This window comes from Ruminococcus sp. FC2018, assembly GCF_000621805.1.
Taxonomy (GTDB): domain Bacteria; phylum Bacillota; class Clostridia; order Oscillospirales; family Ruminococcaceae; genus Hominimerdicola.
Genome location: NZ_JHXH01000006.1, coordinates 108,097 through 129,662 on the forward strand (window position 1 = coordinate 108,097; position 21,566 = coordinate 129,662).

General features: G+C 44.7%; 15 protein-coding genes. 14 read left to right on the forward strand and 1 reads right to left on the reverse strand.

Annotated features, from left to right (window positions below):
- Positions 1-22 precede the first annotated feature (22 nt).
- The 12 genes from T494_RS0105820 (at position 23) to T494_RS0105875 (ending at position 17,705) form a co-directional block, all read left to right on the forward strand.
- Positions 23-1,225 carry a glucose-1-phosphate adenylyltransferase gene (locus tag T494_RS0105820; RefSeq protein ID WP_028505485.1) on the forward strand — a complete coding sequence of 401 codons (1,203 nt, stop codon included), beginning with the start codon at positions 23-25 and terminating at the stop codon, positions 1,223-1,225.
- Between the two features lie 30 nt (positions 1,226-1,255).
- Positions 1,256-2,371, forward strand: coding sequence for a glucose-1-phosphate adenylyltransferase subunit GlgD (gene glgD / locus T494_RS0105825; protein ID WP_242836395.1), 1,116 nt, complete (start codon positions 1,256-1,258; stop codon positions 2,369-2,371).
- A 78-nt stretch (positions 2,372-2,449) separates the two neighbouring features.
- The gene (locus T494_RS0105830; protein ID WP_028505487.1) at positions 2,450-3,862 is read left to right on the forward strand and encodes a glycogen/starch synthase; all 1,413 of its coding nucleotides are present in this window, start codon (positions 2,450-2,452) and stop codon (positions 3,860-3,862) included.
- Positions 3,863-4,026: 164 nt separating this feature from the next.
- Complete coding sequence (locus tag T494_RS0105835; protein ID WP_242836396.1) at positions 4,027-5,514, forward strand: DUF1846 domain-containing protein; 1,488 nt, start codon at positions 4,027-4,029, stop codon at positions 5,512-5,514.
- Between the two features lie 134 nt (positions 5,515-5,648).
- Positions 5,649-7,688 carry an ATP-dependent DNA helicase RecG gene (gene recG / locus T494_RS0105840; protein WP_028505489.1) on the forward strand — a complete coding sequence of 680 codons (2,040 nt, stop codon included), beginning with the start codon at positions 5,649-5,651 and terminating at the stop codon, positions 7,686-7,688.
- 15 nt (positions 7,689-7,703) lie between these two features.
- Positions 7,704-8,372 (forward strand): lactate utilization protein, encoded by a 669-nt coding sequence (locus T494_RS0105845; protein WP_028505490.1) that lies wholly within the window; start codon positions 7,704-7,706, stop codon positions 8,370-8,372.
- Between the two features lie 289 nt (positions 8,373-8,661).
- Positions 8,662-9,858 carry a type II secretion system F family protein gene (locus T494_RS0105850; RefSeq protein WP_028505491.1) on the forward strand — a complete coding sequence of 399 codons (1,197 nt, stop codon included), beginning with the start codon at positions 8,662-8,664 and terminating at the stop codon, positions 9,856-9,858.
- 50 nt (positions 9,859-9,908) lie between these two features.
- Complete coding sequence (gene pilM / locus T494_RS12460) at positions 9,909-11,462, forward strand: pilus assembly protein PilM (protein ID WP_051540134.1); 1,554 nt, start codon at positions 9,909-9,911, stop codon at positions 11,460-11,462.
- Positions 11,463-11,500: 38 nt separating this feature from the next.
- Positions 11,501-12,307, forward strand: a complete 807-nt coding sequence (locus T494_RS0105860; RefSeq protein WP_028505492.1) for a hypothetical protein — start codon at positions 11,501-11,503, stop codon at positions 12,305-12,307.
- 102 nt (positions 12,308-12,409) lie between these two features.
- Positions 12,410-14,758, forward strand: coding sequence for a hypothetical protein (locus T494_RS0105865; RefSeq protein ID WP_028505493.1), 2,349 nt, complete (start codon positions 12,410-12,412; stop codon positions 14,756-14,758).
- A gap of 17 nt (positions 14,759-14,775) precedes the next feature.
- Complete coding sequence (locus T494_RS0105870) at positions 14,776-15,648, forward strand: type II secretion system protein (RefSeq protein ID WP_028505494.1); 873 nt, start codon at positions 14,776-14,778, stop codon at positions 15,646-15,648.
- 17 nt (positions 15,649-15,665) lie between these two features.
- Positions 15,666-17,705 (forward strand): type II secretion system protein, encoded by a 2,040-nt coding sequence (locus tag T494_RS0105875; RefSeq protein WP_028505495.1) that lies wholly within the window; start codon positions 15,666-15,668, stop codon positions 17,703-17,705.
- Positions 17,706-17,841: 136 nt separating this feature from the next.
- On the opposite strand, the gene T494_RS0105880 is transcribed toward T494_RS0105875, so the two are convergent.
- Positions 17,842-18,654, reverse strand: coding sequence for an A24 family peptidase (locus tag T494_RS0105880; protein ID WP_028505496.1), 813 nt, complete (start codon positions 18,652-18,654; stop codon positions 17,842-17,844).
- Positions 18,655-18,767: 113 nt separating this feature from the next.
- Here T494_RS0105880 and T494_RS0105885 point away from each other — a divergent pair, with 113 nt between their 5' ends.
- Positions 18,768-20,441: a GspE/PulE family protein gene (locus tag T494_RS0105885; protein WP_028505497.1), complete on the forward strand. Its 1,674-nt coding sequence runs from the start codon at positions 18,768-18,770 to the stop codon at positions 20,439-20,441.
- A gap of 38 nt (positions 20,442-20,479) precedes the next feature.
- Positions 20,480-21,553, forward strand: coding sequence for a type IV pilus twitching motility protein PilT (locus T494_RS0105890; protein ID WP_081777239.1), 1,074 nt, complete (start codon positions 20,480-20,482; stop codon positions 21,551-21,553).
- Positions 21,554-21,566: the final 13 nt, after the last annotated feature.

Genomic DNA, 21,566 nt, shown 5'->3' on the forward strand with positions numbered 1-21,566 from the left:
TGAATTGGTGGGTGAATGATATATGTTCAACAAGAAAGAATGCGTGGCAATGCTTCTCGCAGGCGGACAGGGCAGCCGTTTGTATGCGTTGACACAGTCAGTTGCAAAACCTGCAGTTCCGTTTGGTGCAAAGTACAGAATAATCGACTTTCCACTTTCGAACTGCGTTAATTCGGGAATAGACACCGTGGGTGTCCTTACCCAGTATCAGCCCTTTGTACTCAATGAGTATATCGGAAACGGTCAGCCTTGGGACCTTGACCGTATCCACGGCGGCGTTCACGTTCTGCCTCCTTACCAGACCGCTTCCGGCGCAGACTGGTATTCCGGCACAGCAAACGCTATCTACCAGAATATAAGCTTTGTGGATAGATATGATCCGGAGTATGTTGTGATCCTTTCCGGTGACCACATCTATAAGATGGACTACAATAAAATGCTGGCTTACCATAAGACTAAGCAGGCTGATGCAACTATCGCAGTCCTTGACGTTCCGAAGGAAGAGGCTTCCAGATTCGGTATCATGATTACCGACGAGGATGATAACATCATCGACTTTGAGGAAAAGCCCAAGAACCCAAGATCCACCCTGGCATCTATGGGTATCTACATATTCACATGGAAGAAGCTGAGAGCTTATCTTATTTCCAATGAGGAGGATAAGGATGCTTCCAAGGACTTTGGTAAGAATATTATCCCTGATATGAGGGCAGCAGGCGAAAAGCTGGTCGCTTACAGATTTGACGGCTACTGGAAGGACGTTGGTACGATCGACTCCCTGTGGGAGGCAAATATGGATCTTATCAATCCTAATATCCCTATCGATCTGTACGATCCCGCATGGAAGATCTATTCCAGAAACCCTGTTCTGCCTCCGCAGAGCATAGGCGTAAATGCCGAGGTCCAGAACTCCATGATAACCGAAGGATGTATTATCGACGGCTCTGTTGAGTTCTCCATGATCTCCGAGGGCGTTATCGTTGAAAAGGGCGCAGTTATCTATGACTCTATCCTTATGCCGGGTGCCGTTATAAAGGCGGGAGCAAAGGTTGAGTATGCCATAGTTGGTGAAAATACCGTTATCGGTGAGAATGCACAGATAGGTGCAAGACCTGAGACCATAGAGGATAAGGATTCCTGGGGCGTGGCTGTTGTGGGACACAACATTACCGTTTCGGACGGTGCAACAGTAGCGCCGAAAGCCATTATCTATGAAAATATATAAAGAGAGGACTGAATGGAAATGGAAGTAAATATGGGTAATGTATTGGGTCTTGTTTTCGCCAATATGCATGACATGACTCTTGGAGACCTTACGAAGAACAGAACTATGGGTTCAGTCCTTTTCGGAGGCAGATACAGACTTATCGATTTTCCCGTGTCGAATATGGTAAACAGCGGCATCAGCGAGGTCGGAGTTATTACAAAATCAAACTATCAGTCATTGCTGGATCACCTGGGTGCAGCAAGAGAATGGGACCTTGCAAGAAAGAAGGGCGGTCTGTTTATCCTTCCGCCTTTCGGAAATGTTGAGAGTACCCTTTACAGAGGCCGTATCGAGGCACTGTACGGAGCAATGAGCTTTTTGAAGGCTTCAAGAGCAAAGTATGTGGTTCTTTCCGACTGCGACGTTGTTACAAATATCGACTATAAGCCGATAGTTCAGCAGCATATCGATACCGGTGCAGACATCACAGCTGTGGTTCATACAGGCGTTTATACATCTGACGAGATAAAGACCTCCACAGTGTTCAACGTAAGAGAGGATAAGAGCGTTTCTTCCGCACTTATCATGCCTGAGCTGAGCGGCACCTGCACAGTAAGCCTTAATATGTTCGTTATGTCTATGGACTTCCTGCTTGATATGGTAAATGACTCAATAGCAAGAGGAAACGTAAGCTTTGAGAGAAATATCCTTCAGGCAAAATGCGGTGAGCTCAAAATAATGACCTATGAGTATGACGGCTATTTCAGCAAGCTCAACAGCGTAGGAAGCTACTTCAAGGCAAACCAGGATCTTATCGACCCGGAAAACGCAAGAAAGCTGTTTATGGATAAGAGATCTATCTATACCAAGGTTTCCGACAATGCACCTGTTAAGTACGATCTTAACTGTAAGGTGAAGTCTTCGCTTATTGCCGACGGCTGCATTATCGAGGGCGAGGTAGAGAACTCTGTTCTGTTCAGAGGCGTAAAGGTGGGCAAAGGTGCAAAGGTCAGAAACTGTATCCTCATGCAGGGAACAGTTGTTGGCAACAATGCGGAGCTTAACTATCTTATCACCGATAAGAACGTTAATATCAGCGAGAACCATGCTGTATCCAGCTCTCCGAACTATCCTATGTATGTAGCTAAGGGAGCAAGCGTATAATTTTGATCCGATTGTAAAAGCAAGGTATGAAGCCAATGCCTTGCTTTTGTGATAATATGAGTAAAAGGGGGTTTGAATATGAATATATTGTATACAGCAAGTGAGGCTGTTCCCTATGCGGCTTCCGGCGGACTGGCAGATGTTGCAGGTTCGCTTCCCGCAGCGATAAATGCCCAGGGACATGACTGCAGAGTGGTTATCCCTTATTATAGCCAGATCAGACAGGAGCTTAAAGATCAGCTGAGCTATTATACCAACTTTACCGTTCCTGTTGCGTGGAGAAATCAGTACTGCGGAGTTTTTATAGGGGTCGTCAACGGAGTTACCTATTATCTGCTTGACAATGAGTATTATTTCCAGAGAAACGGGCTTTACGGCTTTTATGACGATGCGGAAAGATTTATCTTTTTCTCCAGAGCTGTGCTTGAGCTTTTGCATTATATTGATTTTCGCCCCGATATCATAAATGCAAACGACTGGCAGACAGCCCTTGTACCTGTGTATTTCGATATTTTCTATCGCTACCAGCAGGGATACGAGGACATAAAGACGGTGTTCACCATCCATAATATCCAGTATCAGGGTCAGTACGGACTTGAGCTTATCAACGATATTATGGGAATACCTCTGTATCATACCGATCTGCTTTCCTATGACGGCGACGTGAACTTTATGAAAGCTGCTATCGAAACAGCCGACAGAGTTACCACAGTTTCACCCAGTTATGCTTGGGAGATCCTTGACCCGTGGTATTCCCACGGCATGGACAGAGAGCTTGTCCATAAGCAGTATAAACTCAGCGGTATACTTAACGGTATCTCAATGCAGATATATGACCCTTCTACAGATAAGGCGATACCGAAGAATTACTCGCTTAATGATAAGCTTGGTAAGCAGGTCTGCAAAAAACGTCTGCTTGACGAAATGGAAATGGCAGGAGGCAAAGAGCCTGTTATCGGCATAGTCACCAGGTTTGTTTCCCATAAGGGACTTGACCTTATAAAATATGTCTTTGAGGATATCCTCAGAGCAGGCTATAAGTTTGTTATACTCGGTTCCGGTGAAAAGATATATGAGGACTTCTTCAGCGAGATGCACTATCGCTATCCCGACAGAGTAGGACTTACACTCGGTTTCGTTCCTGATCTGTCAAGAAGGATCTATGCAGGCGCAGATATGTTCCTGATGCCTTCCCAGAGCGAACCCTGCGGTCTTGCCCAGATGATAGCTCTGCGCTACGGTACTATCCCTATTGTCCGTGAAACAGGCGGATTGAGAGATACTATCCACGACGCAGGTGATAAATGCGGCAACGGCTTTACCTTCAAGTCCTACAACGCCCACGATATGCTTGACGCCTGCATAAGAGCAAGAGCGTATTATGACAACAGGATGAAGTGGGGCGCATTGGTAAATACCGCACTGAAACAGGATTTCAGCTGGACAAATTCCGCAAAGCAGTATATCTCCCTTTACGAGGATATCCGCTGATATCTGATGTGGAAATGTTGATACAGCAGTCGTTTTATTGACGGCTGCTGTTTTGTATTTCCGGGAAATAATAGATATTTATTTTTAGCTATAATGTAAAAAATATAAAAAAGGGCTTGAAATTCTTTTTGGTGTGTAGTAAAATTGTTTTTGAAATTTGAAAAATGGGAAGGAAATATATGATGAGCAGCAGGAAAATTGGGTTTGATAACGAAAAGTATCTGAAAATGCAGTCGGAACATATCCGCAACAGGATCGCCGGCTTTGGCGGAAAGCTTTATCTGGAGTTCGGCGGAAAGCTCTATGACGACTACCACGCCTCCCGTGTTCTTCCGGGATTTAAGCCGGACAGTAAGCTTCAGATGCTTTTACAGCTCAAGGACGAGGCGGAGATCGTCATCGTTATCAACGCAGGAGATATTGAAAAGAATAAGGTCCGTGGGGACCTGGGTATTACTTACGATCTGGACGTAATAAGACTATATAACGTGTTTACGGGTATCGGATTGTATGTAAGCTCCGTGGTGCTCACCCAGTACGAGGGACAGAGACAGGCTGATGCCTTCCAGAAAAGACTGGAATCCCTGGGAGTAAAGGTGTATCACCACTATAGAATAAGCGGCTATCCCTCGAATCTTCAGCTCATTATGAGCGATGAGGGCTACGGCAGAAATGATTATATCCAGACCCAGCGAAAGCTGGTGGTCATCACCGCACCGGGTCCGGGAAGCGGAAAAATGGCGACCTGCCTGTCCCAGCTCTACCACGAGAATAAGCGGGGCATTACAGCAGGATATGCAAAGTTTGAAACGTTCCCTATATGGAACCTGCCTCTGCGGCACCCTGTAAACCTTGCTTATGAGGCTGCAACCTCCGACCTTAACGACGTAAATATGATCGACCCGTTCCACCTTGACGCATACGGCGTAACAACGGTAAATTATAACCGTGACGTGGAGATATTCCCGGTGCTCAATGCAATGTTTGAAAAGATATTGGGCGAGTCGCCCTATAAGTCTCCTACGGATATGGGCGTTAATATGGCAGGAAACTGTATAATTGACGACGAGGTGGTATCACAGGCTGCCAAGGACGAGATAGTAAGACGTTATTATATTGCCCTGTGCGGCAGGAAAAAAGGCTTTGTTTCCGATGACGAGATATATAAGCTGGAGCTGCTGATGAAGCAGGCAGGCGTTTCCACCGCCGATCGAAAAGTGGCTTCCGCAGCCCTTGCCCGTGAACAGGAAACAGGTGGACCTGCTGCCGCAATGGAGCTTCCCGACGGCAGAATGATAACCGGAAGGACTACAAACCTTATGGGTGCGGCTTCCGCAGTCCTGCTCAATGCGCTGAAGGCACTGGGCGGCATAGATGACGATGTGCTGCTTATGGCACCCCAGGTCATCGAACCTATACAGAATCTGAAAATTACCCACCTGGGCAACCGCAACCCCCGTATACATACCGACGAGGCTCTTATCGCACTTTCTATCTGTGCGGCAACAGACGAAAATGCAAAGCTTGCCATGGACCAGCTTGAAAAACTCAACGGCTGTGAGGTCCATTCCACAGTTATCCTTTCTCCTGTGGACGAGCGTACTTTCAAGCGCCTGGGAGTAAACCTCACCTGTGAGCCTAAGTATAATTGATAACAGCATACCAAGCGATGAAGGCAGAGATAAAACTCTGCCTTTTTTTGCTGCTAAAGTGGGCGTTTTCTATTGAAATCCACAGGGAAATATGGTATAATTATCGTAGTAAAACAGGGGGGGAGGTGAGTGCCGTGAACAGTGAGCTTGATAAGCAGATAACCTATCTCAAAGGGGTCGGTCCCAAAAGAGCGGAAATGTATAAGAAAATTGGCGTTTTCACAGTCTATGACCTGCTTTGCCATTACCCCAGGGATTATATCGACCTTACCGATACCGTCCCTATATCCGACAGTGCACTGAACGAAACGGTGGCTGTAAAGGGGACCGTGGTGAGAAAGCTTGCTCCTGCAAGAATAAGAAAGGGTATGACCGTCTATAAGGCGGTGTTTACCGACGGCACTTCCGACCTGACGGTGGTTATCTACAACAGCGAGTACCTGTTTTCCCAGCTGGCACTTGACGGTGAGTTTTACCTTGTGGGACGTATAACAGGGAACCTTATCCGCAGGGAAATGAGCTCGCCTTTGGTTTTCAGAGCAGATACGCCGTTTAAAGTGCAGCCCGTCTACCGCCTTACAGAGGGACTGAGCCAGACTGTGCTGCGAAACAATATGAAAAATGCCCTGGACAGCTTCGGCAAGTATATTTATGAACCCATGCCGGCACATATCCGCTCGGATGCGGGACTGTGTGCAATGGAATATGCCGTGACAAATATCCACTTTCCAAAGGATATACACTGCTTTGAACAGGCAAAAAAACGTCTGGTGTTCGATGAACTGCTGATATTGCAGCTGGCAATGGCAATGCTCCGCAGCAAGGGACGGAGCCTGACGGGATATGTTCTGAAAGAAAAAAATATAGATGAGTTTTATAAAAGCCTGCCCTTTGAGCTGACTAATTGCCAGATGCAGGCGGTCAGCGACTGCATGGAGGATATGCAAAAGCCGTTCCCCATGAACAGACTGGTACAGGGTGATGTAGGCTCGGGAAAAACTGCCGTTGCCGCAGCGGTGGCGTATTTTGCCTATAAAAACGGCTGTCAGAGCGCACTTATGGCACCCACCGAGGTGCTGGCACATCAGCACTATGAAACACTTAAAGGCTTTCTTGAACCGCTGGGTGTCAAGGTCGCTCTTCTCACAGGCTCCCTGAGCACAAAGGAAAAATCCCTTGTCAAGCAGGGACTTGAAAACGGCGAATACCACGTTGCGGTTGGCACTCATGCTCTTGTGCAGCAAAATACACGGTTTAAGAACCTTGCCCTGGTCATTACCGATGAACAGCACCGATTCGGCGTTCGGCAAAGGGCGTTTCTGGCGCAAAAGGGCAGCAATCCACATAAACTGGTCATGAGCGCTACCCCCATACCGAGAACACTTGCAATGATGATATACGGCGACCTTGATATCTCTGTGCTTAACGAGCTTCCTAAAGGCAGACAGCCTATCGAGACATATGCCGTTACAGGAAAGCTAAGGCAGCGGGCGTTTGCCTTTGTAAGCAAGCAGCTTGATGAGGGCAGACAGGGATATGTGGTCTGTCCTGTTATTGAAGAAAGCGAAATGGCATTGCAGGACGTAAAGTCCTACGCAAATAAACTTTCGGAAAACGGTTTTGATAAATACCGCATCGGACTTCTCCACGGAAAACTTCCAAACGAGGAAAAGGACAGGATAATGCGTGATTTTAAGGAGCATAAGATTGACCTTCTCGTATCTACCACTGTGGTGGAGGTAGGGGTGGATGTTCCCAACGCCACAATTATCCTTGTGGAAAATGCGGACAGATTCGGGCTTTCCCAGCTCCACCAGCTCCGTGGGCGTGTTGGCAGGGGACAGTATAAGTCCTACTGCGTGCTTATTACCGACAATGTGAATGAGACCACAAAAAAGCGTCTGAAAATACTGTCCTCAACCTCCGACGGCTTCAAAATATCCGAGGAGGATCTGAAACTGAGAGGACCGGGAGACTTTTTCGGAGACCGGCAGCACGGTCTGCCAAAACTGAAAATAGCAGACGTTTCCCATGACCTTGATATACTCAGGAAGGTCCAGAAAACTGCGGAGCTTATTATCGAAAGTGACCCGATGCTTGAAAAAGGAGAAAACAAAGGGCTTAAAGAACTTGTAAACCGGCTGTTTGAGTATGCAAACGCCGATGATCTGTAAGGAGGACAAAAATATATGAACATCGAAAAGACTATCCCTGTTGAGGAAAAAATGGAAAAAGCCGCACAGGCTCTTAAAAAGAACAATATGCAGGTGTATATCGTTCAGAACTGTGAGGAGGCTGTGGAAAAGGTCGGAGAGCTTCTGAAAGAAGGGGAGACCATAAGCTGCGGCGGCTCGGTCAGCCTTTCCGAAAGCGGAGTGCTGGATCTGATGAAAAGCGGAAAATATAACTTCCTTGACAGATCCAAATGCAAAACCAGAGAGGAGACGGAGAAACTGTACCGCAGATCTTTCTTTGCCGATACATACCTTACCTCTGCAAATGCCGTGACTCTCAACGGCGAGCTTTATAACGTTGACGGAAATTCCAACAGAGTCGCTGCCATCGCCTACGGACCAAAGTCGGTGATATTTGTTGTGGGCTGCAACAAGATAGTCAACGACCTGGATGAGGCGGTTTTGAGAATTAAGAAAGTGGCTGCTCCCGCTAACGGTACAAGGCTTGAGCTGGATACTCCCTGCGGTAAAACAGGGCAGTGCATAAGCTGTACAAACGGAAAAGAGACCACAAAAGGCTGTTACAGCAGCGGCAGAATGTGCTGCAGCTACCTGGTGTCTGCATATCAGAGACATAAGGACAGATATAAGGTCATCCTTGTGGCACAGCCACTCGGCTATTGATTTTAGTTTTCTTTTGTTTAGAAAAAATACACAATTATATTTTCGTTTGTTGTGCACTTTGACTTGTGGAAAGTTGATAAACGAATAATTTGTTATTATAACTATCTTATTTGTATAAAATGTATAAAAAGCGAATGGTTATTTCGGCGAACTGTGGAGTTGAAAGCTTTTGTAAAACCCTTGATTATAAGAGAAAAAGGTGGTATAATGTATAAAATGCATAATGTGTGTATTGTGCTATCATGCAGATAATACAAATGCATTACATGGTGGAGGTGTATCTTAAAAAATGAAAACTTATACCTACGTTGCCAAGGACACCACGGGAAAAACCATAAAAGGCACATACGAGGCCGAGACCCCGCAGGAGGTCATGGAAAAGATCTATGAACAAGGTCTGTATCTCGTAAGCTATTCCGAGGCACTTGGTTCAAGCAAGAAGTCAGCATACAAGTTCAAAGTAAAAGAGCTTGCATTTGCCTGCAGACAGCTTGCGGCAATGATGACATCAGGTCTGACGATCGTTAAGGCTCTGGACATTCTTTACAAGGAAGAAGAAAAACCAAAGCCCAAGAGAGTATGGCAGGATGTATACGATGAAGTGCAAAAGGGCGCAAGCTTTACTTCTGCACTTGAGGAGAAGAAGGGCTGCTTCCCGGACTTTATGATCTCTATGATAGATGCCGGTGAAACAGCAGGTAACCTTGACATTACGATGCAGCGTCTGAGTGACTACTATGCAAACTCCAATAAGCTGAACAATAAGGTCAAGAGCGCTATGACATATCCTATCATCCTGGGTATCCTTTGTCTTGCAATGGTAATCGGTATGTTTACATTTATCATGCCTATATTTGCCGGACTTATGGAAGAGTCCAAGATGCCTGCGATCTCAAAGGCACTGTTCGGAATAAGTGACTTTATGAAAGCAAGATGGTATGTACTGCTCATCGCTTTGTTCGTAATAGTATTTGGCTGGATCTATGCTTTGAAAGTCGAGTCTGTAAGACTTAAATATGACTATGTAAAGATAAAGATGCCGGCAGTAGGAAAGCTCATAGTCAAGATCTATGAAGGTAGATTTGCAAGAACACTTTCCTCTCTTTATTCAAGTGGTATCCCGATGATCGACTGTCTCGAGAGATCCTCAAGGATCCTCGGAAACTCCTATGTGGATAAGATGTTTATCCAGGTCATTGATGATGTTAAACAGGGTTCGCCAATGTCACAGGCACTTGCAAAGACAGAAATATTTGAGGGTATGTTCACCTCGATCATCTATGTCGGTGAAGAGTCCGGTGCACTTGACGAGATCCTTGAAAAGACTGCCGATTACTATGAGGAAGAGGCAGACGCAGCTGTAACAAGACTGGTAGGACTTATGGAACCACTGCTTATCGTGTTCATGGGTCTTGCGATCGGTGTTTGTCTCGCAGGTGTGTTCCCGTTGCTCTACGGCAGCTTGGAAGGACTGGAAAATTCATAAAGAAACTACAGTGGGAGCCACTGAATAATAATAATGAGGTGAAAGAATAAATGCTGTCTTTTGATATTTCAGATAGACAAATCAATGTTGTTAAAGGCGACAATGTTGCCAACAAGATCAAGATCGAAAAATCGCTCACCATCGATATCCCCGAGGACATGATCCTCAACGGTGAGGTAATAAATCTTTCAGGACTCAATGAGATAATCTCATCCAACCTGAGATCCAACATGATGGCTGATAAGGATGCCGTTGTAACATTCTCATCAAGCAACATCGTTTTCAAGGAGCTTATCGTTCCAAAGGGCAAAGGCTCTGAGTTCCTTACAATGGTTCAGAACCAAATGGCTCAGGAAATGGGTCTTTCGGACGACTACTCAATTTCCTACACCGTTGTAGGTGAGGCGGGCGCAGATAACCCGGGCGCCGTTAAGGTGCTGGCAACTGCCTGCCCAAGTACAATAGTTGATAGCTTCAGAAAGCTGTTCAGCGTTCTGGGTATCAGCCTTAAATCTGTTAACATCGGATGTAACTCCATATCCAGAATCGTTCTTGCTGACAAGTCAAATCTGGATAAGATGCCGCTGCTGGTTTGCCAGATCGATGAGAACTTCCTGGGTCTGACACTTTTCGAGAACGGACAGATGGCGTTTGCAAGATATGTTCCGATCTCTCCGGATGACTATGAGAGCGAAGACTACATAATGGAAGCTCTTAACGAAAACATCTTCAGAATGGAGCAATTCAATAAGGCAAGAGGCGGTTCCGGTCTGAGCAATGTTATCCTCTACGGCAGGATCGAGGACTACATCAAGATAGTTGATGCTCTCGACGGACTGGATATCAAGGCTTCTGTTCTTTCTGTTCCTACCCAGATCACCGGATATGAGAACTTTGAGTTCACCGTTTATGCAAATGCTATCGGTGCTCTTTATAAGAGAGATAAGCAGACCGAGAGGATCAACCTCCTTGAGGTCGACCAGATGCAGGGTAAAGGCGGCGGAGTTATTTCCCAGACCTTGCTCACAGGTCTTATCGTTGCGGGTGCTTCGGCTATCCTCATAATTCTTATAGTTGTGTTTGTGGGAATCGCAAGAGGCGGAGTTGAAGACGACATCGAAAAGACGGAGTCGGATATCGTTGTTGCTAACAAGAAGATCGCTGAGAATAAGGTCCTTCACGATAAACTCAATCTTATCGAGCAGTGGAATATGTTTGTTGACGGCGCAAAGACGAACATTGAGACTATTCCTTTCATGAACCAGGAAAGATTCGATGAGGTCAAGAGGATCATGAAGGAGCAGAAAGCAACTTATACAGGTTTCAACTATGATGAGGAAACAGGTACGATCGTTCTTTCCGATGTAGCAGTTGATACTCAGAAGGATGTAAAGAAGCTTTGTGACGCTTTCCAGGATTCCAAGTATGTTGCATATGTGCTTTACAGCGGATATGAGGGCGTAGGTGCAGAAGTCGATTCTTCCGGAAACCCTGTTTCTTCCAAGGCATCAACAGACGAATCCAGTGAGGCTAAGCCTAACGAAGGAAAAGTTGTTATTAAGACTCTCACATTGAATTTGAAGGGAACGGGTGAAGTGAAATGAAACTGAATCATAGAGATAGAGTATTAATTTCAATAGTTATGGTAGCAGCTGTTTGGCTGCTGGGAATCTTCTTCTTCATCGTTCCTGCGTTCCAGGAGTTAGGCGAAAAGAGAGAAGAGCTTGATAATAAGCAGGTTGAACTTTCAAAGCTTAATGACAGCATTGAGAAGGATAAGGACCTTCCGAAGAGAATTGAAGATGCCTATGCACAGTCAGAGGAACTGAGCAAGAATTTCTATGAGTATACCTCTACTCAGACCGCAACTGATACAGTTGACAATCTCCTTGACGAGGCAAAGGTAACTAACTCAAAAATGAGCATTGGTGAGTATTCCATCACTACCATCAAGCCGTTCTACTATGTTTCTACAATCAAATTCAGCGACTTTGATAAGAAAGCAGATCAGTATGAGGGCGTTGGTGACAGCTCGAATGATTCAGCAGCAAGCACCTCCAGTGCAGCTGAAGTAAAACAGATCCAGGAAGAGAACGGAAATGTTATTGTTATAGACCCTAACCAGGGTATCCCTATCGGTAGCTACAGCATCAGCCTGGATTTCACAGGTAAGTTTGGTGATGTTCAGACATTCTGTGAGAACCTTTATAAGAACATGCCTAAGAGTATGGTTATTTCCAGTCTCTCAGTATCTGACGTAACCGGAAAGACTGTTCTTGACAAGCAGGCTAAAGAGGAAGCGGCAAAGGACGGTTCAAGTGAAGCTCCAAAGCCGGAAAGCTCTTCAAAGTCTGACAAAGAGGGAGTAGAAGCATACGATGACCAGCCTATCGAAGGCACGATCGAGATCAATCTTATGGTCATCAAGAAGCTCTCCAAGCCGGAGTAAAAATAGGATCGGTATTGGTAGGCTGAGTCTGCAAAAACTCGGTCTGCCATATCGTGCTATATAATGGTAAAAGTATTGAGTATTATGAAAGGGTGGTAGAAAATGAAACCGAACGCGAAAAAAAGAAGCGCTAATAAGTCCGGTGCCGTTCTTGTTACCGCTGTTGTGGTTCTTCTCATCATGTCTATCTTGATGACAGCCACGATCGGTCATGTTGCTGTAAACAGGCGTAAAACCAACTCCAATTACAGCCGCAAACAGGCTTATCTTACCGCATCCACTACACTGAAATCCTTTGTTGCAGAAATAAGGGATATTACCTCTGCACCAACAGATGCCAGTGATGCTGCTGCAGTTGCTAAGCAGATCGCAAACATCAATGCGCTCAAGCAGCTTGCTCAGGCAAATGGAGGCAAGGGTACCAAAAAGCAGGTCACCTATAACGGAAATGACGGCACAGATTACAAACTTGGTTCTACTGAGCTTGAGATCAAAACAGAAAATGGTAACGCTGATAAATTGGTAATTACCGCTTATACGACCTATGGCGATGAGACCGAAAAAGTTGCAGCTCATATTTCTACAGAAACTGCTAAGAAGCCTGCAAAGTTCACCAATACCCTTGAGGAAATCGGCAAAAGCATTATGAGCCTTGATAACCTGAGTATCGTCGGTGATACAGCTGTTCTTGATAACACAAATCTTTCAAAGACATATACCTTGAACAATAACTGTAATCTCCTGGGATCACTCTATGTATGGGGTAATGTTAAAACAACATCCACAGGTTCAAGCTTCTTGCTTCGTCCGAATATGCAGCAGTCTTCCATGGGATCTTTTGTTATGATCTCTCAGGACTTTACCGGTAAGCTCAAAGCTTCTACAAGCATGGCTCGCAGCGATGGATTCAACTATGTTTACGTAGGTGGTACTCTCAAGAGTACTAATGTTGACGTTGGATACAGCGGCAAGGTAGAAGGCCATCAGATCGATATTATAACTCATGGATTTGACACAACGATCGATCAGGGACTCTGCGGCGGAGATAATTTCCATGTTTACGGTAATGTATACTGCTATAGCGAGGATCCTCCGGTTGAGGGTCAGAAGGGTGATTTCCTGATTGGTAATAACACTGAGGCTAATATCGACGGAGATTGCTTTATTGAGGGCGACCTTGATCTTACTAAATGTAATAAATCAATTGGTCTAAATGTTACTGGTGACCTCCATGTTAAAGGAGCAATCAAGGGAAACAAGAGTAAAATAAAAGCTAAGAAAATTTATGAGGAAAAAGATGCTGTCATCGATAAGACAGGCAGAGGAACCGATCCTAAGGAAAAGATGGAGTACTCAGCTGAAGCTTATGAGTTTATGCCTGAGGATATGTTCATGAACATTGACGGCGCTTCCAGCGATAACTTCAAAACACAGTATCTTAACTTCTACAAAGGCACTCCTCTTAATATGTTCAAGGACTTTAACACAAACATAGATACATCTGAGGCTGCTTTCAATTTCTACGTGGATAAGGATTGTGTTATCGATAACCTTGCAAATAACTCTGCTCATCCTAATAGTAATACTGTTCTTGTTGATGTTAAGGATAAAGATGTAATGATCATGCTCAAAGCCGGAACATCAATTGCCGATGGCTCCGGTCCGGAGATCGTTGTAAGAAATCTGTCTCCTATTGAAAAGCATACTGACCAGGATACAGGCAGAGAAACAGAACAGCATAAGTATAACTGCTACTTTGTATCCGATTCCGGTGATAAGATCGTTGCAAACGGTAAGGATGCAAAGGGCGTACACCTGCATACAGGATCTAACGCTCATCTTTCTAACCCTGATAATGCATATTTTGAGTTTGGTAATATGTGGGTATATGATTATGAGACGTATATAAGAATGTTCAGCGAAAGTTTCCGCAAAAATAAGGACCGCAGTCCTAAGAATGCAAGCGGTGCAATTCTTTCTAATTTCTATTATAATCCGACTGCTAATAAGGACCTTAACGGAAATAAGGGCGGAAAAATTATTTACGGTCCTGGAATTTCAAATATCATATTCCTTATTGGAGAGAATTTCTCCTTCGGAGCTACTCCGAAGAAAGCCGGAACAGGTCTTAACGGTGAGTTCTACGATCACGGTGTTGCCAACAATGCCGGTTTCATGCAGATATCTTATTATGGACCGCAGACAACATTCGGTATGTGTGCAAGCGGAATGTCTGTTAAGTGCGTAGACGCAGATGGAAATCCATACAATGATATTAACGGTAAGACAGTTCAGGGTGCCGGTGTATTTATTGCCGGTATGTTTAACTCGAAGAACACAGTATTCTACCTCTATACCGAACCTGCTTCCACAAGCGTTCTTTCAAATGCTAAGGGCAACAAGGGCGGAGAGATCGCAGGATTCAATCTTGACAGATATGATCATTACTGATACAGGAGGCGATATACATGAAAAATACTAATAAAAAAGGTATGACTCTTGTTGAAGTAATCATTTCAATGTGTATCCTTGCTGCTATTGCCGGAATGTTCGTAACTGTAGCTGTTGCAGCTAAGAAGAAGAATACGGACACATATCTGAGAAGTAATGAAATGTATGAGCAGGCTGCTGCCGCTGAAGCATTTGATACGAGCAAGGATTATGGTGCCGGTACTTCACACATAAAGAAGCTTCTTACTGGTGGAGCCACATCGACTAATGAGTATAATCTGACGGCTGATTTTGGAACATTAAAACTTGAACCAAAGACTTATGGCTATGTTGCCGAGCGTCGTAACAAGGATAAGAATGATACAAATTATCAGCTCAGATTCTTCAGAAGTGATATAGCAGACCTTGATCCTCCGGATCCTTCAACAGGAAAATACTGGATCAAAATAACTAACCATTCCGGTATAGTTAATATGCACGCTTTGCTCGTCGGAATGGACGAGGGCGTTCAGTTCTATACAACTAAGAAGTCATCCCTCAAAGATAAGGCAAATGTACCTATCGGTGACGAGGATACCGTTATTATCGGTGTCTGCAGAGGGTACACAGATCAGATCTTCAGCTTTAATGACTGGCGTGATGAAACTGTCAAGAAAACATTTACTCTGAGTGAACTTGATAAGTATATGGAAAAAGAAGACGGAAAAGCAACCGGATATATTTCTATCCACGTTTGCGAGGGCCTTGAGATCAAAACAAATGAAGAGTATGCAGAATCAGGTGCTGCTTCTACATCTTCACCAGCCGCTGCTGAAGAAGGCGAGGCCGGCGAAGGCGGCGCAGGTGAAGGCGGCGCAGGTGAAGGCGGCGCAGGTACTGATGAAGGCTGATAAGGGAGGTATACCGTATGAATTTTAATAAAAAGAATAATAAAAACGGTTTCACCCTTGTTGAGCTTATAGTCGTTGTCAGCATCTTCGGTGCGATAATGGTAGCAATACTCAACTTCATGAGACCGGCAAACGATATCCATAATGACACACAGTCCACTATGGATTCAAATATCATCAGCTCAGGACTTATTGAGTACATGGATGATAATCTGAGATATGCAACAAATATCTTGGTCCTTAAGGATTATACAGGTGTCCCTAAGGTTAGCGATAAGGGACTCGTAGGAGATTACCCCGTAGCTTTCACTGATTGTCTTATTATTGACAACCAGAACCCAAGAGGATATCAGCTTAAGAATTATGATCCCAATAAAAATGATACTGCCACAAGGCTTCAGGCAAGAGGAGGTATCATCAGAGTCGAAAATCTTGACCAGCACGGTTTAAATCTTAACAATACGGAAGATGCGTATATCGTCAAGGGCGCAGATTTCTACGATAAGTTTGCATTTGATATCCGTGTAGGAACAAATATCCTTGATGAAGATTTCAAAAAGGATAGTAATTTAAGCACCCTTCAGGTTAGTCTTACCGCTTATCAGCCTGTTTACGAAAATGGAGAATTTGTTTTCACCAAAAAGAAATTCGACAGAGGAACAAGCACAGATGACGAGGGTAACCTTGTAAAGAATAAGGGAGCAGTTATTAACCTTACGAATATCAATGCCAGAAAGAATAGTGATTCTACCAAGCTTACTTTCTATGATATGAATCTGCAGGGTGCCGTTGCACAGGCAGAGGCATTGTATAGCAAAAAACAAGCAAAGTGGGATTACGCATTCCCTGTTTCCGGTTTGCCATCAGATGCAACAGAGTATCAGAAGAAGTTCTATAACCCGCATACTGCTCTGAGCTACACCAGCTATGAAAATGGTGAATCTATATCAGCTCCTGCAAGATATACCTACATCTTCTTCCAGAGACCAAGAAATATTTCTACATGTAAAGTAAGCTTTGTTTATGCAGAGGATTCCCCTGTATTTGCAGGCCAGGAAGTATCTTCAAGCGTTGAGGTAAAGGTTGGTACAAAGTATAAGATCTCTGCAACACCTGCAAATGTATCAGGCTATAACGCTCCTTATTGGCTTGGTCCTAAGGGAGAGAACGTTGATCCTACAGTTCCTTATACTATCGAAACAGATACTGTATTTACCGTACACTATACAAAGAAAGAACCATCTGTAAATGATGTAAATCTTATTTGGTGGTGCAACGGTGAGTCACAGACCACTGTTGAACAAAAGGCAACTGCACCTGGCGAGATCGTTAGGGCAACAGCACCTGCGGCACCTGCAAATCTTGATCTTGTTAAAAATGATTATGTATGGGTGCTCAAGGGAACCAACACTCCTTATGATGAGGTAAATATCGACGGTCCAAAGGAATTTGAAGCAAAGATAACTCCAAAGCTTTTGGTTAAGTTCTCCACAGATGGCACTTCAGTTGATCGTGAGTACTATATAACAAAGGGTCAGGTGCTTCCTAATGTTTCAGTTCCGAATCCGGAGTCTTCAAAGATCCCAAGCGGAAAGGTATTTGACAAGTGGGTTCTTAAGGATGCTGAGGATAAGGACGTTACAACAGCAATTCAGGCAAATTGCACATTCATAGCTAAATTCAAGGATAACACTCCAAGCGGCGGCGGAAGCAGCTCAGGCGGAAGCTCAAGTATGAGCTCTACCTCAGTTGGTGAAACCGGTTCAGACATGGGCTGGGCAAGAAAAATGCCTATAAACATCGTCAATAATTCTTCCAGCACCGTAAAAGTTTGGAGAGTTGTGATCGAATTTGAGAATAGCACAAGTGTTAATCAGATCGATGATTGGAAAGTAAGTCGTGAAAGTGGATCCGGAAATAGTATTACTCTTATTTCAAAAGATGATCAGTATAACTATGCAAGCATCGGACCAAACGGCTCTTATTCCTTCAATGTTCTTTTGAACGGAAACGCTGCTAATAAGATCAAATCTATCACTGTTACAGCTGTAAAGTAATTTAGTTTTCACAGACAGGCTTCACCGCCTGTCTGCTGAAAAGAACCCCTTAACAGCTCAGGTTGTTAAGAGGCTCTTTTGAGCAAAAATAAACCGCCCGACCTTTTCGGACGAGCGGATGATGTTTGCGATTTTTTTATGGGGTTATCTCAAGTATTTCATACAGACCGGTGATCCTCATGTACCAGTCGCCTATGACATCACCAAAGAATATTGACACTGCAACGCCAAGAGATAGGTATGGACCAAAAGCAAATTTTGAGCTTCCGCTGAATTTCTTTTGAGCAAGTCCGCCGATAGAACCGGTGACCAGCGCAATACCAAGTGCAACCAGTATGCCTTGTGTTCCAAGGTAAAGTCCTGCGGCAGCCATAAGATAAAAGTCACCCCAGCCCATTGCTCTTTCACGGGAAACAAGAACTACAATAAGCAGTGGTATGCTTGCAGCAAAAGTACCGATGATATGAGACTTTGTGTCGATGCCGAAGATCCCGTTGCAAAGGATCATTTCAAGAACAGCCATTACTGCTATGAATACTACCACCCAGATGTTTATAAGCTGTGTGTCCCAGTCCATAAAGAAAACTACAACAAGTGCCGAAAGTACAAGGCAGGTGAGCACTATGTACATGGGATAGGATACAATGTCAAAGAACAAAGCACATACCAGCCATAAGACGCCGTTGAGAAGTTCAACAACTGTGTACCTGGGCGAGATCTTTGCACCGCAGCTGCGGCATTTTCCTCGAAGCAAGCACCAGCTTATAATTGGGATAAGATCTCTGCGCTTGATCTCCTCCCCGCAGGTCATACAGTGTGAGTTGCGCTTAATAAGGCTTTCGTTTTTTGGCAGTCTGTAAATGCAGACGTTGAGAAAACTGCCTACGCATACACCGAAAATAAACATGAAAATGTAGATTATGATGTAGTAGAATGAAAGTTTATCCAAGTTTTTTATCCCCCTTTCAGGATACTAAACATATTTTAGCACATCAATGTGAAAAATACAATAGATATTATAAATATTTTACCACACATTAGTGAGGAGTTAGGAGAGAAAATATGAGAAACGGACCAGTCGGACAGTATCTTGTTGAAAAGAAGCTTATTACCGAAGCTCAGCTTCAGGAAGTGCTGACCAAACAGAAGGAATCCAAGGGTAAGATGTTCGGTGACGTTATCGTCGAAATGGGCTTTATTACCGACGTTCAGTTTGCCGAGGTGCTGGCTGAAAGATTGAGTATCCCGTTCGTTGACCTTGATAACGTTGAGCTGCTTCCTGATGTGGTCAAAAAGATACCTGAGGCATCTGCAAGAAAATACAGCGTTATTGCCGTAGAAAAAATGGGCAAGCGTCTTACGGTCGCAACAAATGATCCGAGTAACTTCTATGTCCTTGAAGATCTGAGAGTTATCACAGGCTGTAACGTAAGACCTGTTATGGCAACTAAGGCTGCTCTTAACAGAGCTATCGGTAGGCTTTATTCACAAGGACAGGTTGACAGCGTGGTCGATGAGGCTACCAAGGAGAAGGAAGAGGAGCTTAACCTTGAGGATATCGACCTCAGTGCAGACAGAATTGAAAATGCGCCTATCGTTAAGCTTGCCACAGCTATTGTTGAAAACGCTTTCCGACAGAACGCAACCGATATTCATATCGAGCCTTTCAAGGATATCACTAAGATAAGAATAAGAATCAACGGTGACCTTGTTGAGCTTATGACCCTTTCACCTGCGCTTCATGTTTCACTTGTAACAAGATATAAGATCCTTTCCGGAATGAATATTGCCGAGAAGCGTGTCCCTCAGGACGGACGTATGTCCCAGACCATAGACGGAGCGGTAGTTGACCTTCGTGTATCTAACCTTCCTATGGTTTACGGCGAAAAGGTCGTTATCCGTATTCTTGCCAGCGATAGTTCAGTCAGAAAGATCCAGGATCTTGGTATGACAGACTATAACTACGAAAGATTCGTATCCTGCCTTAAAGTGCCGCAGGGCGTGGTGCTCGTAACAGGACCTACAGGTTCCGGTAAATCTACCACCCTTTATGCAGCTTTGGGTGAGATCGCTAAGCCAAATCTTAACGTTATCACCGTCGAAGACCCTGTCGAGAAGAAGATCGCCAATATAAATCAGTGTCAGATAAACGAAAAAGCGGGTATGACCTTCGGTGCAGCCCTGCGTTCTATCCTTCGTCAGGACCCTGATATTATAATGGTCGGAGAAATGCGTGATACCGAGACAGCCGAGATCGCTATCAGAGCGGCTATCACAGGACACCTTGTGCTTTCCACACTTCATACAAACGATGCAGCATCAACTGTAACAAGACTTGTGGATATGGGTGTTGAGCCTTACATGGTTGCAACTTCCCTTATCGGTATCGTTGCACAGCGTCTTACCAAGACCCTGTGTCCGGAATGTAAAAAACCAAGAATGTCGACCCCTGAAGAGGATAAGCTTATGGGTATAGATCATTCTGTTATGGTTTATGACGCAGGCGGATGTCCTAAGTGTAATAACACCGGTTATAACGGACGTACCGCTATCCATGAGATCCTTCTTGCGACTTCAAGAATGCAGATCCTTATCACAGGCGGAGCAAAAGCCGATGAGATCGCAGAGCTTGCCAAGGAAGAGGGAACACTCCTTCTTAGAGATAACGTTTCTAAGCTGGTTCAGGAGGGCAGGACCTCAATGGAGGAGCTTATCCGTGTAACATACGCTGTTTAATTATAATTATAATAAACATAAATTGGAGGTAAAAGACAATGGCAGTGGACATTAACAAAATTCTTGATGAGGCGAGAGCTCTCGGATGCTCTGACCTTCACTTCACAGTGGGTATCCCCCCTATCGTAAGACAGGGCGGTAACTTGAGAAAGCTTTCTTCATACCCTGACATGACTGAGATCGAAATTCAGAACATCACCAAGGATATGTGTAACGATAAACAAAGACAGCAGATCAAGGACCATATTGATACCGACTTTACATACGTTTCCACCAGAGGCTTCCGTCACCGTGTAAACGTATACCGTCAGAGAGGTTCAACGGCTATCGCTATCCGTCTGCTGAGAAACGATATCCCTACACTGACAGACCTTAATCTGCCGCCGGTACTTGCCGAGTTCGTTATGAGACCAAGAGGACTGGTGCTTGTAACAGGTCCTACCGGTTCCGGTAAGTCAACAACACTGGCAGCAATGATCGACTACGTTAATATCCACAAGTCAGCTCACATAATCACAGTCGAGGATCCTATCGAGTATATGCACGCTCATAAGAGATGTATGGTAAACCAGAGAGAGGTCGGACCTGACGTACCAAGCTTCTCCCTCTCCCTTCGTGCAGCACTCCGTGAGGACCCGGATATCATCCTCGTAGGAGAAATGAGAGACTTTGAAACTATCGAAGCCGCAGTTACCGCCGCTGAAACAGGTCACCTTGTAATGAGTACCCTTCATACAACGGACGCAGCGTCCACCATCGACCGTATCATCGACGTATTCCCGGCTCACCAGCAGCACCAGATCAGAACTCAGCTGGCATCTGTTCTCGTTGGTATCTGTACACAGACCCTTTGCCGTACGTTCGACGGCACAAGCCGTGTAGCTTGCTGTGAGATCCTTAATGCAACTGACTCTATCAAGGCTATGATCCGTGACGATAAGGTCCACCTTATCGGTTCCGCTATGCAGACAGGTAAAGCACAGGGAATGCAGACTATGGACCAGGAGCTTGCTAAGCTCGTTAAATCCAGAACGATCTCTATGGATGTTGCCCTTGAAAAGTGTGCAAACGCACAGGATCTCAAGAGATTTATCGCAGACACCAGAGGTTAATAAAAAATCAAAG

Coding starts and splice junctions, on each gene's coding strand:
- pilM (WP_051540134.1), top strand. CDS start 9,909: ATGCTGTCTTTTGATATTTCAGATAGACAAATCAATGTTGTTAAAGGC.
- T494_RS0105845 (WP_028505490.1), top strand. CDS start 7,704: ATGAACATCGAAAAGACTATCCCTGTTGAGGAAAAAATGGAAAAAGCC.
- T494_RS0105850 (WP_028505491.1), top strand. CDS start 8,662: ATGAAAACTTATACCTACGTTGCCAAGGACACCACGGGAAAAACCATA.
- T494_RS0105865 (WP_028505493.1), top strand. CDS start 12,410: ATGAAACCGAACGCGAAAAAAAGAAGCGCTAATAAGTCCGGTGCCGTT.
- T494_RS0105870 (WP_028505494.1), top strand. CDS start 14,776: ATGAAAAATACTAATAAAAAAGGTATGACTCTTGTTGAAGTAATCATT.
- T494_RS0105820 (WP_028505485.1), top strand. CDS start 23: ATGTTCAACAAGAAAGAATGCGTGGCAATGCTTCTCGCAGGCGGACAG.
- T494_RS0105875 (WP_028505495.1), top strand. CDS start 15,666: ATGAATTTTAATAAAAAGAATAATAAAAACGGTTTCACCCTTGTTGAG.
- T494_RS0105885 (WP_028505497.1), top strand. CDS start 18,768: ATGAGAAACGGACCAGTCGGACAGTATCTTGTTGAAAAGAAGCTTATT.
- T494_RS0105890 (WP_081777239.1), top strand. CDS start 20,480: ATGGCAGTGGACATTAACAAAATTCTTGATGAGGCGAGAGCTCTCGGA.
- T494_RS0105830 (WP_028505487.1), top strand. CDS start 2,450: ATGAATATATTGTATACAGCAAGTGAGGCTGTTCCCTATGCGGCTTCC.
- T494_RS0105860 (WP_028505492.1), top strand. CDS start 11,501: ATGGTAGCAGCTGTTTGGCTGCTGGGAATCTTCTTCTTCATCGTTCCT.
- glgD (WP_242836395.1), top strand. CDS start 1,256: ATGGGTAATGTATTGGGTCTTGTTTTCGCCAATATGCATGACATGACT.
- T494_RS0105835 (WP_242836396.1), top strand. CDS start 4,027: ATGGGAAGGAAATATATGATGAGCAGCAGGAAAATTGGGTTTGATAAC.